At 64.8% G+C, this 15,921-nt stretch carries 13 protein-coding genes and 1 pseudogene; 6 read left to right on the top strand and 8 right to left on the bottom strand.

Translation table 11 applies throughout. From position 1 onward, the window contains the following. Window positions 1-59: 59 nt before the first annotated feature. Window positions 60-536 carry a hypothetical protein gene (locus FAZ69_RS04110; RefSeq protein WP_136892673.1) on the bottom strand — a complete coding sequence of 159 codons (477 nt, stop codon included), beginning with the start codon at window positions 534-536 and terminating at the stop codon, window positions 60-62. A gap of 161 nt (window positions 537-697) precedes the next feature. Here FAZ69_RS04110 and FAZ69_RS04105 point away from each other — a divergent pair, with 161 nt between their 5' ends. Continuing rightward, complete coding sequence (locus FAZ69_RS04105) at window positions 698-1,936, top strand: Bcr/CflA family multidrug efflux MFS transporter (RefSeq protein ID WP_136892672.1); 1,239 nt, start codon at window positions 698-700, stop codon at window positions 1,934-1,936. A gap of 91 nt (window positions 1,937-2,027) precedes the next feature. On the opposite strand, the gene FAZ69_RS04100 is transcribed toward FAZ69_RS04105, so the two are convergent. From FAZ69_RS04100 to zwf, 4 genes are all read right to left on the bottom strand, one after another. Then, window positions 2,028-3,161, bottom strand: coding sequence for a porin (locus FAZ69_RS04100; protein WP_136892671.1), 1,134 nt, complete (start codon window positions 3,159-3,161; stop codon window positions 2,028-2,030). 652 nt (window positions 3,162-3,813) lie between these two features. After that, the gene (locus FAZ69_RS04095) at window positions 3,814-5,730 is read right to left on the bottom strand and encodes a bifunctional transcriptional regulator/glucokinase (protein ID WP_136892670.1); all 1,917 of its coding nucleotides are present in this window, start codon (window positions 5,728-5,730) and stop codon (window positions 3,814-3,816) included. Further along, a complete protein-coding gene (gene pgl / locus FAZ69_RS04090) occupies window positions 5,708-6,412 on the bottom strand; it encodes a 6-phosphogluconolactonase (RefSeq protein WP_136892669.1) in 705 nt (234 codons plus the stop codon). Before pgl ends, FAZ69_RS04095 begins: the two co-directional genes overlap by 23 nt. A gap of 103 nt (window positions 6,413-6,515) precedes the next feature. Next, a complete protein-coding gene (gene zwf, locus FAZ69_RS04085) occupies window positions 6,516-7,976 on the bottom strand; it encodes a glucose-6-phosphate dehydrogenase (protein ID WP_136892668.1) in 1,461 nt (486 codons plus the stop codon). A 333-nt stretch (window positions 7,977-8,309) separates the two neighbouring features. Between zwf and FAZ69_RS04080 the strand changes: the two genes are divergently transcribed. The 5 genes and pseudogenes from FAZ69_RS04080 to ansB form a co-directional block, all read left to right on the top strand. After that, entirely contained in the window at window positions 8,310-9,557 is a 1,248-nt protein-coding gene (locus FAZ69_RS04080) for an ABC transporter substrate-binding protein (protein WP_136892667.1), read from the top strand. A 140-nt stretch (window positions 9,558-9,697) separates the two neighbouring features. Then, a complete protein-coding gene (locus FAZ69_RS04075; protein WP_136892878.1) occupies window positions 9,698-10,576 on the top strand; it encodes a carbohydrate ABC transporter permease in 879 nt (292 codons plus the stop codon). Beyond that, on the top strand, window positions 10,566-11,423 hold the full coding sequence (locus FAZ69_RS04070; protein WP_169708550.1) for a carbohydrate ABC transporter permease: 858 nt from the start codon (window positions 10,566-10,568) through the stop codon (window positions 11,421-11,423). Before FAZ69_RS04075 ends, FAZ69_RS04070 begins: the two co-directional genes overlap by 11 nt. A gap of 110 nt (window positions 11,424-11,533) precedes the next feature. Beyond that, window positions 11,534-12,652 (top strand): ABC transporter ATP-binding protein, encoded by a 1,119-nt coding sequence (locus tag FAZ69_RS04065; RefSeq protein ID WP_136892665.1) that lies wholly within the window; start codon window positions 11,534-11,536, stop codon window positions 12,650-12,652. 409 nt (window positions 12,653-13,061) lie between these two features. Beyond that, window positions 13,062-13,227 (top strand): annotated as a pseudogene (gene ansB, locus FAZ69_RS33760) (L-asparaginase 2); the annotation flags it as partial. Here ansB and FAZ69_RS04055 read toward each other — a convergent pair. From FAZ69_RS04055 to trxB, 3 genes are all read right to left on the bottom strand, one after another. Continuing rightward, entirely contained in the window at window positions 13,197-13,784 is a 588-nt protein-coding gene (locus FAZ69_RS04055) for a trimeric intracellular cation channel family protein (RefSeq protein WP_169708549.1), read from the bottom strand. The pseudogene ansB and the gene FAZ69_RS04055 overlap by 31 nt on opposite strands. Before the next feature lie 22 nt (window positions 13,785-13,806). Continuing rightward, window positions 13,807-14,589: a Smr/MutS family protein gene (locus tag FAZ69_RS04050; RefSeq protein ID WP_136892663.1), complete on the bottom strand. Its 783-nt coding sequence runs from the start codon at window positions 14,587-14,589 to the stop codon at window positions 13,807-13,809. A 90-nt stretch (window positions 14,590-14,679) separates the two neighbouring features. Next, window positions 14,680-15,675, bottom strand: coding sequence for a thioredoxin-disulfide reductase (gene trxB, locus FAZ69_RS04045; protein WP_136892662.1), 996 nt, complete (start codon window positions 15,673-15,675; stop codon window positions 14,680-14,682). Between the last annotated feature and the right edge of the window lie 246 nt (window positions 15,676-15,921).

Raw genomic sequence — 15,921 nt, 5'->3', positions numbered from 1 at the left:
GAGAGGCAGCGCCCGTAAGCGGCGCGAAAGAGCGGCGCCTGCGGGCGCACTGGGATGGCTCAAATTGTACCGGAGGCGTGCGGGATCGTCGGGCTCGGCCGTTTGCCGGTCAGCTCGGCCCAGCGCTTCTCGAGCGCGCCCTCGGCGACGGGTTTGATCGACGTGCCCGAGCTTTGCGCGTCCCAGGTCTGCACGGAGAACGGATGCGCGCGCAAGGCGTCACGCGCGATCACGACGCCCTGGTGCGCGTCGACGAGCCAGTCGTAGACGAAGTCGATACAGAGCCGGTAGCCGCGTTTGGTGTTCGCATCGGGGACTTCGTAGGGCGCGCGCGTCACGTAGCCCGAGCCGAAGATCCCCTTCGGCTCTTGCGCGACGCGATGCAGGAAGACCCGGTCGCCGGGCAGTATGCCGCGCGCGAAGCCGCAGCCCCAGGCGTCGGCGACCGCTTCGCCCGCGGCAACCCGGCGCGCCACGTCGGGCAGTTCGGGCCAGGGCCACTTTTTCGGGCTCCAGATCAGCAGGAAGGCGGTCATCGCGGGCGGCGGGTGTCGAAGCGGGAAAGCGCGAGCTTAACCGATCGGGTGCGCCGCCTGCGCGCGCCGGGGCAGGTAATTTGTACCGTCGAGTACAATGAGCCCTCCTGTAGTCAGCGTTTCCAAGGCTCGCCAGCCGAGCCGCTTCCTCCGGATTCCCCATGTCACACGTCGTCAGACGCCGGCCCGACGGCCGGCTGATCCTATTGCTCGGCGCGCTCGCTGCCTGCGGGCCGATTTCGACCGATATGTACCTGCCGAGCCTGCCGTCGATCGCGGCGTCGTTCGCGGTCAGCGCCGCCGCCGCGCAGGCCACGCTCACGAGCTTCATGTTCGGCTTCTCGTTCGGCATGCTGCTCTACGGGCCGCTCTCGGACACCTGGGGACGCCGGCCCGTGCTGCTCGGCGGCATCGCGCTCTTCACGCTGGCCAGCATCGGCTGCGTCGTGTCGTGGTCGATCGACATGCTCGTCGCCGTACGCTTTCTGCAGGCGCTCGGCGCGGGGGCGGCCTCGGTGCTCGCGCGGGCGATCGCGCGCGATGCGCACGAGCCCACCGACGCGGCGCGCGTGCTGTCGATGGTCGCGATCGTCACGGCGATCGGGCCGCTGCTCGCGCCGCTCCTCGGCGGGCAGGTGCTGCTCCTCGGCGGCTGGCGCGCGGTGTTCGTGTTCCTGACGCTGTTCGGCGCGCTGTGCGCCGCGCTCGCTTTCCTGCGTGTGCCGGAGACGTGGCCGCGCGAGAAGCGCAGGAACGCCGCGGTGCTGAAATCGTTCGCGGTCTACGGGCGCCTGCTCACCGATCCCGTTGCGCTTGGCCATATGCTCTGCGGCGGGATGGCGTTCGCATCGATGTTCGCGTACATCACCGCGACGCCGTTCGTCTATATCGACTACTTCCACGTGAAGCCCCAGCACTACGGCTTCCTGTTCGGGCTGAACGTCGTCGGCATCATGCTCGCGAACTACCTGAATACGCACCTGGTCGGGCGCCTCGGGTCGCTGGCGATCATCAAGGCGGCGGCGCTCGTGAGCTGCGTCGCGTCGCTCTCGGTCGCGCTCGTGTGCCTGACGGGGTGGGGCGGGCTGTGGTCGATCGTGGTGTGCCTGTTCTTCGTGGTGGGCGTCGTGGGGCTGTTGTCGGCCAATTGCACGACCGACCTGATGCATCGCTACCCGCACAACGCGGGCGCCGCGGCGGCTGTGTTCGGCGCGATGCAGCTCGCGCTCGGCGCGGTGGCGAGCATCGCGGTCGGCGCGTTTCATGATGGTTCGCCGAGGGGCATGGGGATCACGATCGCCATGACGGGCGTGTTTTGCTTCGTCGGGCGGATTCTGGTCGTGCGCTGGCACGGATGGCCGGTGCGGACGACGAAGGCGCAGCCGCTGGCCGAGGAATAAAAAAAAGCTCCGCGCAAGGCGGAGCTTTTGCAATCGGAACACGGTCCGGCGAGCGGTTGGGCTGCCGGATCGTGCCGAATCGGTATTGCTTTTAGAACTTGTGGCGGATGCCGACCGTGGCTGCGACCTGCGACGTGCCGCTAGCAGCGCCGCCGGCGGCGTCGATGTTTGCAACGAGGTTGCTCGAGGTCTTCTGATAGAACGCATTCAGGTAGACGTCCGTGCGCTTCGACAGGTTGTAATCCGCGCCCGCGCTGGTTTGCAGGTAATGACCGCTATTCCCGGCTTCATGCAGGGTCGTGTACGTCTCGCCCAGGGCCAGCACGAGTGCCGGGGCGAGCTGATAACGCAAGCTTGCTTCATAGTTGTTGAAGTGCAGCGAGCCGGCCGCGCCGCCCAAGATCAGCTTGTTCGTTGCGTTCGTGAAGAGCGAACCCGTGTAAAGGAGGCCAACGGTTGCCGGGCCGAAGGCATACGTGCCGCCGATGCCCCATTGATCAACACGCGTGCCGAAGCTGCTGCCGTACGGGCTCGACGTCCCGGTGGATGCCGCCGTAGCCACATTGCCGACAAGAGCGCCGCCATTGGCACCCGGGTTCTGCGCACGTGCATACCCAGCTCCCAAGGCCATCGGCCCCATCGAGTAGGTAGCGCCGACGCTATAGGCGCGGTTGTTGGCGAAGTTCGTCGAATTCGAGAAGGCATACAGGGCCTCTGCCTGGAAGCCAGCAATCAGCGGTGTCGCGTACTTCACCGAGTTATCGGTGCGGAACGTATTGTTCAGATTGTCGTTATCGTACGGGTGCGTTGCAAATTGCGTCAGCACCGAGGCCACGTCGAGCGGTGCGAGGTAATCCTGGACCGCATTGTATTGGCGACCCAACGTGAGGGTGCCGAAGCCGCTGTTCAGTCCCACCCAGGCTTGACGGCCGAATTCACGGCCGCCTTGACCCAGCGTGCCGTTGTTGGCGTTGAAGCCGTTTTCCAACTTGAAGATCGCCTTCAGACCACCGCCCAGGTCTTCGGCACCGGTCAGGCCCCAGCGCGAGCCGGACTCGTTGCCGCTTGCGAGCTGCGTGAGCGAGCTGTGGCCCGAGGACGTCGCCACGTTGTTCGTGTAAACCAAGCCTTCGTCAACGATGCCGTACAGGGTGACATTGCTTTGAGCGTGAGCGACGCCAGCGAACGTGCTCAGTGCGGCAAGTGCGAGAAGCGATTTTTTCATTAAATGGTCTCCGAGACGGAAATAGCTGTGAACACCCTGTTCGGGCGAAGAATGGCAGCGCGCGTAAGCCCTGTGAAAGGGAAATGCCCGCCGCTGTTTTCAGCGGACGGTCGGATACTAGGGGGCAAGAACCCATCGACTTATTGGGGTAAATACCAATTGTTTTGCTGTTATTGCGCATTTTGCAATAGAGAATTGCAAGTCTTGAATTTTTGAAATCACCTACTGGCGCGGGTTTCAATGAAAGCGTTTGCTTAAATTCGATCAAGGTGTTGCTTTTTGGCAACGCTGTCTATGCCGGTGGCGACCGTTGTAAATGAGTTGAAAAATTGGGATATCTAGGGGCGCCTAATTTTGAGTAGCGCGTTACGAGGTGGAAGCTCGGAACGGAGATGGGAAATTTAGAGCCCAGGCGCGGTCGGCGCGACGGATAAAAAGGCGATTCAGCAGGCGAAAAAAAGACCCGCGCCGTTTCAACGGGGCGGGTCCAGCTTCGATGAAAAGCCGGCGCGTCGCTAACTCGCCAGCAGGGTCGATGAAACCACGGCGCAAATGTTTTCTGTATGAGGGAAAGCGCGGGGCGGGTTTTCGTGGAGGCGCTGCGCTCGCTCGTCGATTCGATCGAGGAGCGAGCGCTCATCGCGAACGCCCGTCAATCCGCCGCCGACGACGCCGCGCCATGGCTGAGCCAGTCGAGCACGGCGACCGCATCGTCGGTGCTTTCGGCGCGCGCCTTGGCGATGGCCTCGGTCATCTCCGTGCTCGGCATGGCGCGCCGGATCGCGACGCCCACCGCGAGGATGTCGATCATCACGAGATGCAGGATGCGCGAGATCATCGAGAGTTGCGACTCGCGGATCTCGATGTGATCGGTCTCGAGCGCGACCGTCGCGCGCTTGGCGAGCGGCGTGTTGCTCGACGTGATCGCGATCACCTGCGCGCCGGCCTGCATCGCGACGTCGAGCACGCGCAGCAGCTCGGGCGCGCGGCCCGACTTCGACACCGCCACGATCACGTCGCCTTTGCCCAGGAGCGCCGCCGACGCCGCCTGCATGTACAGGTCGCCGTAGGCGATGGTCGGAATGCCGAAGCGGAAGAACTTGTAGTGCGCGTCCTGCGCGACGATGTTCGAGTTGCCGAGCCCGTAGAACTCGATGCGCCGCGCGCCGTTCAGGAGGTCGATCGCGCGCTCGACGTTCTCGAAGTTCAGGTGCTCGCGCAATTGCAGGATCGCCGACACGGTGTTGTCGAGCACCTTCGCGCCGAAGTCGGTGGCGGCGTCGCCCAAGTGCACCTGGCTGTGGCTCACGGGAATCGTGCCGGTGAGGCCGGTGGCGAGCTTCAGCTTGAAGTCGGAGAGCCCCTGGCAGCCGAGCGAGCGGCAGAAGCGGATCACGGTCGGCTGGCTGACGTCGGCCTTGCGCGCGATGTCGACGATCGGGTCGTTGATGATCGAGCGCGGATGGTTGAGCGCGAGGTCCGCGACGCGCCGCTCGGCGGGCGTGAGCGCGTCGCGCATCTGGCGGATGCGCTCGAACACGGCCGACGAGCCCGCGCCCGCGCGGTTCGACAGCTGCTCGGCGAGGATCGCCGAGACGCCGAGGAACGCCGGGTATTCGGCCGTGATCACGTAGGTCGGGATGTTTGCGAGATACGGCTCGAAGCGGCCTTTCGCCTCGAAACGCTGGCGGAACGGCGAGCGCGCGAAGATCTCGCCGAGCCGCGGCACTACGCCGCCGCCGATATAGATGCCGCCGAGCGCGCCGAGCGTCACGGCGATATTGCCGGCGAAGGTGCCGAGAATCCCGCAGAAGCAATCGACGGCCTCGACCGCGAGCGGCTCGCCCTCGAGCGCGCGGTTCACGACCTCGGCCGGGTCGAACGAGGCGGGGACGCGCTTCTTGTCGCGCGCGGCGAGCGCCCGGTAGATCAGTTCGAGCCCGGGCCCCGCGGCCACGCGCTCGAACGACACATGCGGCCACTTCTTGCGCGCGTACTGGAGCACGAGGTCCTCGCGCTCGTCCATGGGGGAGAAGCTCGCGTGGCCGCCTTCGCTGCCGAGCGCGATCCAGCGGTCGTCGGCGGGAATGAGGCCCGACACGCCGAGCCCCGTGCCCGGCCCGAGCAGGCCGATCACGCTGTTCTGCCGGCGCGCGCCGCCGCCGACCTGCACGCGCTGCGAATCCGTGAGGCCGGGCAGGGCCATCGCGAGCGCGGTGAAGTCGTTGACGACGAGCAGCGTATCGAAGCCGAGCGAGCGCCGCGTCGCCTCGATCGAGAACGTCCAGTTGTGGTTGGTCATGCTGACCTGGTCGCCGTCGACCGGGTTCGCGATCGCGATCGCCGCATGGTTGACGCGGCCGATCTTCACATCCTTCAGGTATTTCTTGAGCACGTCGGCGACGCCCGGGTACTCGGCGCACGGATAGACGCGGATCTGCGTGATCTCGCCGGGCCCCGTTTCGAGCGCGAAGCGCGCGTTGGTGCCGCCGATATCGGCCAATAGGCGCGGCCCGTCGGCATGCTGACCCACCCCGGGGACAGCCTTAGTTTGCACACCAGTAGACATCGAGTCTGACTCCCTTGTCGTTTGCCAGCTTCGAGATGGCGTTTTTTTGGGGCGCGGCCGCGGCGGCGTTGAGCACGTCGAGCTTGCGCGGGCCGGCGATCAGCAGGAACAGCCGATCGATCTGCTTGAGCGCGGACAGCGACCAGCTCACCCGCGCATGGGGCGCCGCGCCCGGATGCACGGCGACGAAGCGCTCCGCGGTGGTGATCGCGACGTCCCATTCGGGCGCGTCGGCGAAGATCGAGGCCGTGTGGCCGTCCTCGCCCATGCCGAGCACGGCGACGTTGGGCAGGGCGCGCGCGGCGTCGCCGTTCAGTGCGGCGATGTGGGCGTCGAGCGCCTGCGAGGTGTCGACGAGCGGATGAAAGCGCGCCTGGCTCGCGGCATGCTGCAGCAGGGTTTCGCGCAAGAGGCGCGCATTGCTCGCGGAATCGGTTTCCGGCACCCAGCGGTCGTCGACGAGCGTGACGTCGATGCGGCCCCAGTCGAGCGTCTCATGGGCGAGCGTCTCGAGGAACGGGCGCGGGCTGGTGCCGCCGGACACGGCGAGCGTCGCACGGCCGGCGCCCGATGCGGGCGCGGCGCCAGAAGCGGCGAGCGACGCTTGTAGCGCGTCGCGGACCGCTTTCGCCAGCGCGCCGGATTGGGCGCGCGGGTCGTCGAAAGCGTGAAGCTCGATCACTTCTCCTCCAGGCTGCTTTTTGTAGATTTAGTCGATCCGCTACGTCTGGTAGCGGAGGCGCGGCGCTGCCGCCGCGCGCAAACCGCCAATCATAATGAAATCGTCAATTTTCTTCCTCAAGCCAGCAGGTGCCGTGCTGCGCGAGCATCGCACTCGCGGCGGCCGGCCCCCAGGTGCCCGCCGCATACGGCTTGGGCGGCTTGTTCGAAGCCTTCCATTCGTTCAGGATCGGCTCGACCCAGGTCCACGCCGCTTCCTGCTCGTCGCGCCGCACGAACAACGCGAGGCGGCCGTTGATGACGTCGAGCAGCAAGCGCTGGTAGGCCTCCATCTGGCCTTCCTTGAAGAACTGGTCGAACGCGAGATCCAGGTGCACGCTCGACAGGTTCATCCCTTCGCCCGGCTGCTTCGCGAGGCAATAGAGACGAATCGATTCGTTCGGCTGCAGGCGGATCACGAGGCGGTTCGAGCCGGCACGCAGCGCCGTGGCGCCGAGCGCCGAATGCGGCACCGGCCGGAAGTTCACGACGATCTCCGCGACGCGGTCGGCGAGGCGCTTGCCGGTGCGCAGGAAGAACGGCACGCCGGACCAGCGCCAGTTCTCGATTTCCACTTTCAGCGCGACGAAGGTTTCCGTCGTGCTGTCGGGCTTCACGCCGTGCTCGGTCGCGTAGGCCGGCACCGAGGTGCCCTTGATCACGCCCGCATGATACTGGCCCCGCACCGCGATCTTGCTGATGTCGCGCGCGTCGATCGGCTTGAGCGCGCGCAGCACGCGCAGCTTTTCGTCGCGCACCGAGTCGGAATCCATCGAATGCGGCGGCTCCATCGCGACGATCGAGAGCAGCTGCAGCAAGTGGTTCTGCACCATGTCGCGCAGCGCGCCGGTGTTGTCGTAGAAGTCGCCGCGGCCTTCGACGCCGAGCTCCTCGGCAATCGTGATCTGGATGCTCTCGACCCATTCGCGGCGCCACAGCGGCTCGAAGAGGGCATTGCCGAAGCGCAGCGCGAGCAGGTTCTGCACGGGCTCCTTGCCGAGGTAGTGGTCGATCCGGTAGATCTGGTCTTCCGCGAAGATCTCGCCGACGGCGTCGTTGATCGCGTTCGACGAGCGCAGGTCGTAGCCGAGCGGCTTCTCGAGCACGATGCGCGCGTTCTGGTTCAGGCCCACCGAGGCGAGCGCGCGGCAGATCGGCACGAACAGCGACGGGCCCGTCGCGAGATAGAACACGCGGTTGCCGGGCAGGCCGGCGACCGCATCGCGCAGCATCGCGTAGTCCTCGGGCTTGCCGAGATCCATGTAGACGTAGGCAATGCGCTCGAGGAAGCTCTTCCAGCAGGCTTCGTCGAGCCCCTTCTTCGAGACGTGCTCTCTGACGTTCTCCTCGACCCACTGCAGATAGCCGCTCAAGTCGGCCTCATGGCGCGCGACCGCGACGATCTTCCCTTGCTCGGCGAGCATTCCTGCACGGTGCGCTTCATACAGTGCGGGCAGGATCTTTCGCATCGACAGATCGCCGGTTCCGCCAAAGAGAACGAAGGTGAAGCTCGAGTCGGTTTGCATGTGTCTCCGCGAGAATCAGAGGGTTGTAGCCCGATAAAATTTTTTTTGACACTGAATTGTAGTTTAACTACAATCCAAATCAAGAGGTAACGTCAAATTACCTCTTCGAGCCTGCACCGCGCGACGCGGGCAGGCCAAAATCAAAAGAGGAGACTGTTGTTGCTTCCCAAACCACTCATCTCTTGAGAGCCAGCGGCCGAGCCTCGGCGCGCTGACGCATGCGCGAGTTCCGGCGCTCGACCGCCCAGTGTTTTGCCTGTTTTACAAACCACCGCTTCCCGGCTGCATCGGGAGCCAATTGTTTCTTGTTCAGGTGTCTGGAGGAGATAAAGAATGAAATTTCGCGCGATCATGGGTGCGCTTTGCGCCGCAGGTCTCATGTGCGGTGTGTCGGCCGCGCAGGCTGCCGAGTCCCTCGAAGTGCTGCACTGGTGGACTTCGGGTGGTGAATCGAAGGCTGTCGGCGTCCTCAAGGACGACATGCAGAAGCAGGGCTACACGTGGAAGGACTTCGCGGTGGCAGGCGGCGCTGGCGCCGCGGCCATGACCGCACTGAAGACGCAGGTGATCTCGGGCAACGCGCCCGCCGCCGCGCAAATCAAGGGCCCGCTGATCCAGGAATGGGCGTCGCAAGGCGTGCTCGTGAACGTCGACTCGGCCGCCGCCGATTGGAAGAAGAACCTGCCGCCCGAAATCGACAAGATCATGCACGCGGACGGCCACTACGTCGGCGCGCCGTTCTCGGTGCACCGCGTGAACTGGGTCTGGTACAACAAGGCCGCGCTCGACAAGGTCGGCGCCAAGGTGCCGACCAGCTGGCCTGAATTCTTCGCGGTGGCCGACAAGCTGAAGGCCGCGGGCATCCAGCCGGTCGCAGCGGGCGGCCAGCCGTGGCAGGACCTGACGCTGTGGGAAGACGTCGTGCTGTCGCAAGGCGCGGACTTCTACAAGAAGGCGCTCGTCGACCTCGACCAGAAGACGCTGACCTCCGACAAGATGGTCCAGGTGTTCGACACGGTCCGCAAGATCGAGTCGTACATGGATAACAGCCGCACGGGCCGTGACTGGAACCTCGCCACGGCGATGGTCATCAACGGCAAGGCCGGCATGCAGTTCATGGGCGACTGGGCGAAGGGCGAGTTCGCGAACGCCAACAAGAAACCGGATTCGGACTACATCTGCGCGGCGGTGCCGGGCACGGCGAAGGGCTACACGTTCAACGTCGATTCGTTCGTGTTCTTCCAGCAGAAGGGCCAATCGGCCGCGTCGGCTGGCCAGGCCGCGCTCGCCAAGACGATCATGAGCCCGGGTTTCCAGGAGCAGTTCAGCCTGTACAAGGGTTCGATCCCGGTGCGCCTGGGCGTGCCGATGGACAAGTTCGACGATTGCGCGAAGAAGTCGTACGCGGATGAGCAGACGGCGATCAAGGGCGGCGGTTATGTGCCGTCGCTTGCTCACGGCATGGCTCAGCCCGATGCGACGGCCGGCGCCATCACCGACGTCGTGACGAAGTTCATGAACTCGACCCAGGACTCGAAGAGCGCTGTCGCCGCGCTCGCGAAGGCCGCACAAACGAAGTAAGCGAAGTAGCAAGGCGCCCGCTTCCATGAGGAAGCGGGCGCGGAAGGCCACGAGCACTTAGTTTCAGGAGTCGAGTAGTGACTGCTTCTTCTCTTAGCGGCAATGGGAAAACGGCATCCGCCGCCCGCCGCACGTCGCCGATGTCGGCGCTCGCCGACCGCTGGATTCCGAAGCTGGTGCTGTCGCCCAGCATCGCGATCAGCCTGGTTTTCGTCTATGGCTTCATCCTGATTACCGGCTATCTGTCGCTGTCAAATTCGACATTGATGCCGCGCTACACGTTCGTCGGCCTCGACCGCTATCGCGAGCTGTTCGAGAACGACGTGTGGTGGACCTCCGCCAAGAACCTCGGCTGGTTCGGCATTCCGTTCATCGCGATCTGCGTGGGCCTCGGGCTCTTCCTCGCGATCCTGCTCGACCAGAAGATCCGCAACGAAGGCGCGTTGCGCGCGCTGTTCCTGTATCCGATGGCGCTCTCGTTCATCGTGACCGGCACCGCGTGGCAGTGGATCCTGAATCCCGACCTCGGCGTGCAGAAGGTGCTCAACGACTGGGGCTGGACGAGCTTCTCGTTCAACTGGCTGAACGACCCCGACAAGGCGATCTTCTGCATCGTCATCGCGGCCGTCTGGCAATCCACGGGCTTCGTGATGGCGCTGTTCCTCGCCGGTTTGCGCGGCGTCGATGCCGAAATCTTCAAGGCGGCGCAGGTGGACGGCGCGACCTTGCCCACCATCTACCGCAGGATCGTGATCCCGAGCATGCGTCCGGTGTTCTTCTCGGTGCTGCTGATCCTCTGCCACATCACGATCAAGACCTTCGACCTCGTCGTCGCGTTGACGGCGGGCGGACCAGGCACCTCCTCGTCGCTGCCGGCCATCTTCATGTACACGTTCTCGTTCAACCGCGGGCAGCTCGGCGTCGGCGCGGCGTCGTCGATGATGATGCTCGCGACCGTCGTGGCCGTGCTCGTGCCGCTCATGTACCTGGAATCGAGGAGCACCCGCAATGCAGCCTAAGATGACCATAAGCCGTGCCGTCATCTATGCGGCCTTGATCCTGTTCGCGCTGTACTTCCTGTTCCCGATCTACGTGATGGTGTCGACGTCCTTCAAGGACCTCGACCAGATGCGCGCGGGTGACTTGCTCACGCCGCCCACGCACTGGACCTTCGCGCCGTGGATCAAGGCGTGGAGCGAGGCCTGCACGGGCGTGCGCTGCGACGGGATGCAGCCGTTCTTCATGAACTCGATAAAGATGGTGATCCCGGCCGTGCTGATCTCGTCGATCGTCGGCGCGTTCAACGGCTACGTGCTCACGCACTGGCGCTTCCGCGGCGCCGACGCGCTCTTCACGATGCTGCTCGTCGGCTGCTTCATTCCGTTCCAGGCGATCTTGCTGCCGATGGCGCGCCTCCAAGGCTTCTTCGGCATCTCCAATACGATCACGGGCCTCGTGTTCGTGCACGTGGTGTACGGGATTGCGTTCACGACGATGTTCTTCCGCAACTTCTACGTGAGCATTCCCGCCGAGCTCGTGAAGGCGGCGCGCATCGACGGCGCGGGCTTCTTCATGATCTTCACGCGCATCCTGCTGCCGGTGTCGCTGCCGATCTTCATGGTGTGCCTGATCTGGCAATTCACGCAGATCTGGAACGACTTCCTGTTCGGGATCGTGTTCTCCGGCGTCGATTCGATGCCGATCACGGTGGCGCTGAACAACCTCGTGAACACGTCGACGGGCGTGAAGGAATACAACGTCGACATGGCCGGCGCGATCATCGCGGCGCTGCCGACGCTGCTCGTCTACGTGGTCGCCGGGCGCTACTTCGTGCGCGGCCTGACGGCGGGCGCAGTAAAGGGCTGAGGCATTGCTTCGCGTTCAACGCAGGCGCTTTTTCGATCGATACCAGCATCCGGCCCGCCGCGTGTGCGGCCGGATTCGAAAGCAGTACCAGAGACTAGAGGATTCACAGCATGGCAAGCCTTTCCATCCGTGACGTGTACAAGACCTACCCGAACGGAGTGCCGGTTCTGAAGGGTGTCAACATCGACATCGAGGACGGCCAGTTCCTGATTCTCGTCGGCGGCTCGGGCTGCGGGAAATCGACGCTGCTCAACATGATCGCCGGTCTCGAGACGGTGACGAAGGGCGAGATCCAGATCGACGGCAAGGTGGTGAACAACCTGTCGCCGAAGGATCGCGACATCGCGATGGTGTTCCAGTCGTACGCGCTGTATCCGTCGATGACGGTGCGCGAGAACATCTCGTTCGGCCTCAACATCCGCAAGGTGCCGAAGGGCGAGCAGACGCAGATCGTCGATCGCGTTTCGAACATGCTGCAGATCTCGCACCTGCTCGACCGCAAGCCGGGGCAGCTCTCGGGCGGCCAGCGGCAGCGCGTCGCGATGGGCCGCGCGCTCGCGCGCGATCCGGTGATGTTCCTGTTCGACGAGCCGCTCTCCAACCTCGACGCGAAGCTGCGCATCGAAATGCGCTCGGAGATCAAGCTGCTGCATCAGCGCCTCGGCACGACGATCGTCTACGTGACGCACGATCAGATCGAGGCAATGACGCTCGGCGATCGCATCGCGGTGATGAAGGACGGCATCGTCCAGCAGTTCGGCGCGCCGCAGGAGATCTACGATTCGCCGTCGAATCTTTTCGTCGCGGGCTTCATCGGCGCGCCGCCGATGAACTTCATCCAGGGCAAGCTCGTGGAGCAGGGCGCGGGCGTCGGCATCGAGATCGATACCGGGCTCAAGCGCGGCGTGATGAACCTGCCGTTCGATCCCGCGAAGCTGAACAGCCGCATCGGCCAGGAAGCGATTCTCGGCCTGCGCCCCGAGCGCATCACCGACGCGCGCAGCGCGCACGACGTGCAGAGCGGTTTGTTGCAGCCGATCGAAGTGAAGGTCGACGTGATCGAGCCGACAGGGCCCGATACGCTCGTGTTCGCGCAGGTGAACGGCAAGCGCATCGTGAGCCGTGTGCACCCGGCGTCGAATCCGCAGCCGCTCACGAACATGACGCTGTTGTTCGACGTGTCGAAGGCGGTGCTGTTCGATTCGAGCAATGAGGAGCGGATTGCCTGATGCGCGTGCCGTTCGATGCCGGAGGTTGAGCTTTCGGTTGTTGTCGTAAAGGCTGTCCCAACGGCCAGGTAGCGGTTGCAGTTCCGCGCCTGGCCGTTTTTTTGCGCGCGATTTTCCGGTGTTTGTCTTGGGAAGTCGTTTGTCGATTTTGCTGTTTTGGCGCGGCGGCGCGCAGCGCTTGCCAAGTCCCTTTTGTCTGTCGATCGATCCCCCTTCTATCGCCAGCTAAAGGAAAATCAATCACGCAAAATACGATGGCTATCAAATCGACATTCGCGCGCCGCTGGTCGGTGAGCTTTCTGGCGGCTGCGGCCGTTGCGGCGATGATCGGCCTGTGCGGCCCTCGCGCCCATGCAGCGGATGCCGCCGCGCCGGAGGGCGCGAACGCCTCCTCAAGCCTGCCTCGCCGGGCTTCGTCAACCGCAATGTCGAAGTCAACGACGACCAGAACGGCTTCGTCGTGTCGCTCGACTTGAATCCGCAGAAGGCGCGCATCCTGGCAGCTTCTGATCGCCAACGGCATCACAACGGCGGGCGCGGTACCTCAGTGCCGCAAGCGCACGTCGAACTTGTAGGTGACAAGCCGGGCCACGAGGATGAACCCGGTCGCCATGAGCACGCTGTAGACCGAATCGACATTCATCCGGGCCAGCAGCAGATACACCCAGCAGCCGACGAACGCGCACGTCGCATAAGGACGCGAATCGCGCAGGATGAGCGGCACTTCGTTGCACAGCACGTCGCGGATGATTCCGCCGAAGACGCCCGTCGTCACGCCCATGAGCACGGCGATGAACGGGGGCATTTCCGCATCGAGCGCGATCGACGTGCCGGCGACGCTGAAAAGCCCGAGGCCGATAGCGTCGGCGATCAGGAGCGCGCGCTCGGAAATCACATGCGACACGAGGCGCAGCACGTACGGCGCGAAGAACGACGCCACGAAGATGACGATCACGTATTCCTGATGCTCGACCCAGTAGAACGGCCGGCGCTCGAGCAGGACGTCGCGCACGGTGCCGCCGCCGAAGGCGGTTGCGAGCGCGATGAGAAACGTGCCGATCGGATCGAGCCGGCGCTTGCGCGCTTCGAGAAAGCCTGAGATTGCGTACGCGAGGATGGCGATCGTCTCCATGATGGAGACGGCGAGTGTCAACCTAGGATGTACCACGCGCCCCCCTGTCGGAGCGGGCGCTGCCCGGCGCGCTTCCCGGCTGCAGCAGCACGAGCACGGCGCCTGCGCCGCCGTCGTGCGGCCGCGCCTGGCAGAACGCAATCACTTCGGCCTTCTGCACGAGCCAGGCGCGCACCTTGCCCTTCAGCACCGGCTCCTTGCCGATCGACCCCAGCCCCTTGCCGTGAATCACGCGCAGGCAGCGCAGCCCGCGCTTCACCGATTCTCGGATGAACTCGGCCAGCGCTTCGCGCGCTTCGTCGCGGCGCATGCCGTGCAAGTCGAGCTGCGCCTGTACGATCCAGTCGCCGCGCCGCAGCTTGCGCACCACGTCCTGGCTCACGCCGGGACGGCAGTAGGAGAGGGACTCGTCGGTTTCGAGCAGGACTTCGGGATCGAACTCGTCGGAGATCGCTTCCTGCAGTACGGCTTCCTCGTCGCGCTGCGTCTGGACCGGGAGCGGCGGCGGTTGCGTGCGTGCGCTCGGTGCGCGCGGCGGCGTCTTCAGCGGCGCGACTTCGCCGATTTCGCGGCGAAAGAGGTTGGCGTCCGCGGCGGCTTCGCGCTTGGCCTGCGCCGCGGCGGCGCGTTCGCGCTCGCGCTGGGCGGCGTCGCCCTTGAGGGCGTCGCGCACGGCGCCGAGGCCGGCGAGCCCGCTGCCGCGCTCGAGCACCGGCGCGGCCGGCGCCGGGGGCGGCGTTGCCGGTGTTTCGGCGGCGGCGCGCTTTCTCTTCGGCTCGCTCGGATGGGGTAGGTTCTTGGCCATGACAATGAAAAAAGGGCCGTCGGCGTCTGGCCGCGGCCCTTGCGATGATAGCTTGGCGTCGGAGGCTTGCGGGCGGGCCCGCCTGCTATTTTACCGGTCGGCTTCGTGGCTCATCACGTGTTCCTGCGTCACCTCGTGGATGCTCTCGAGGTAGCGCTGCGCGTCGAGCGCGGCCATGCAGCCCGTGCCCGCGCTCGTGATCGCCTGGCGATACACGTGGTCCTGCACGTCGCCCGCGGCGAACACGCCCGGCACGCTCGTGCCCGTCGCGTTGCCGTTGAAGCCGCCGTTCGTGATGATGTAGCCGTTCTTCATCTCGAGCTGGCCGGCGAAGATATCAGTGTTCGGCTTGTGGCCGATCGCGACGAACACGCCTTGCAGATCGATATCAGTCGTCTCGCCCGATTGCGCGTGCTTGATGCGCAGGCCGTTCACGCCCGAATCGTCGCCCTTCACTTCGTCGAGCACGTGGTTCCACTTGATCTCGACGACGCCTTCCTTCTCCTTCTCGAGCAGGCGGTCGATCAGGATCGGCTCGGCGCGGAACTTGTCGCGGCGGTGGATCACCGTGACCTTCTTGGCGATGCCGGCCAGATAGAGCGCTTCTTCGACCGCCGTGTTGCCGCCGCCGACCACGGCGACGTGCTGGTTGCGGTAGAAGAAGCCGTCGCAGGTCGCGCAGGCCGACACGCCGCGGCCCATGAACAGCTCTTCGGACTGCAGGCCGAGATACTGCGCGGAGGCGCCCGTCGCGATGATCAGCGAGTCGCAGGTGTACTCGCCGGAGTCGCCGATCAGGCGGATCGGCTTCTCGTCGAGCTTGGCCGTGTGGATGTGGTCGAAGATGATCTCGGTGTTGAAGCGCTCGGCGTGCTCGAGGAAGCGCTGCATCAGCTCGGGGCCCTGCACGCCGTTCGCGTCCGCGGGCCAGTTCTCGACGTCGGTCGTCGTCATCAGCTGGCCGCCCTGCGCGAGGCCCGTGACGAGCACCGGCGACAGGTTGGCGCGCGCGGCATAGACGGCAGCGGTGTAGCCGGCAGGGCCGGAACCGAGAATCAAAACTTTGGCGTGTTTGCGCGTGGACATGATGGGGCTTCGATCCGTAAAAAGGTCGGCTGGCGGATGCGTGGTTCGATCATCCGTTCGAGCCGATGCAACCGGGTTGCAACAGCAGATGGGGATAAGCCTCGCATTATAAAGGCCCGCTACCGGCGCTGCTGAGAGAACCTTTCAATCGGCGCGATAGCCGCGGCGGAGCCGGCTCGGGCAGGAAAAGGCGCAAATTACGCAAAAACCGAGCCGAAATGCGGCAGGACTGTCGCTAGTTACCGT

The organism is Trinickia terrae (genome assembly GCF_005144415.1).
Lineage (GTDB): Bacteria > Pseudomonadota > Gammaproteobacteria > Burkholderiales > Burkholderiaceae > Trinickia_A > Trinickia_A terrae.
Note: the sequence above shows the minus strand (reverse complement) of the source record. Positions and strands in the feature narration are given on the sequence as shown.

Bases quoted from the DNA above. Each gene is read 5' to 3' on its own strand.
- FAZ69_RS04075 (WP_136892878.1), top strand. From the start codon at position 9,698: ATGTCGGCGCTCGCCGACCGCTGGATTCCGAAGCTGGTGCTGTCGCCC.
- FAZ69_RS04100 (WP_136892671.1), bottom strand. From the start codon at position 3,161: ATGAAAAAATCGCTTCTCGCACTTGCCGCACTGAGCACGTTCGCTGGC.
- FAZ69_RS04055 (WP_169708549.1), bottom strand. From the start codon at position 13,784: ATGGAGACGATCGCCATCCTCGCGTACGCAATCTCAGGCTTTCTCGAA.
- FAZ69_RS04070 (WP_169708550.1), top strand. From the start codon at position 10,566: ATGCAGCCTAAGATGACCATAAGCCGTGCCGTCATCTATGCGGCCTTG.
- FAZ69_RS04080 (WP_136892667.1), top strand. From the start codon at position 8,310: ATGAAATTTCGCGCGATCATGGGTGCGCTTTGCGCCGCAGGTCTCATG.
- FAZ69_RS04095 (WP_136892670.1), bottom strand. From the start codon at position 5,730: ATGTCTACTGGTGTGCAAACTAAGGCTGTCCCCGGGGTGGGTCAGCAT.
- FAZ69_RS04050 (WP_136892663.1), bottom strand. From the start codon at position 14,589: ATGGCCAAGAACCTACCCCATCCGAGCGAGCCGAAGAGAAAGCGCGCC.
- FAZ69_RS04065 (WP_136892665.1), top strand. From the start codon at position 11,534: ATGGCAAGCCTTTCCATCCGTGACGTGTACAAGACCTACCCGAACGGA.
- zwf (WP_136892668.1), bottom strand. From the start codon at position 7,976: ATGCAAACCGACTCGAGCTTCACCTTCGTTCTCTTTGGCGGAACCGGC.
- trxB (WP_136892662.1), bottom strand. From the start codon at position 15,675: ATGTCCACGCGCAAACACGCCAAAGTTTTGATTCTCGGTTCCGGCCCT.
- FAZ69_RS04105 (WP_136892672.1), top strand. From the start codon at position 698: ATGTCACACGTCGTCAGACGCCGGCCCGACGGCCGGCTGATCCTATTG.
- FAZ69_RS04110 (WP_136892673.1), bottom strand. From the start codon at position 536: ATGACCGCCTTCCTGCTGATCTGGAGCCCGAAAAAGTGGCCCTGGCCC.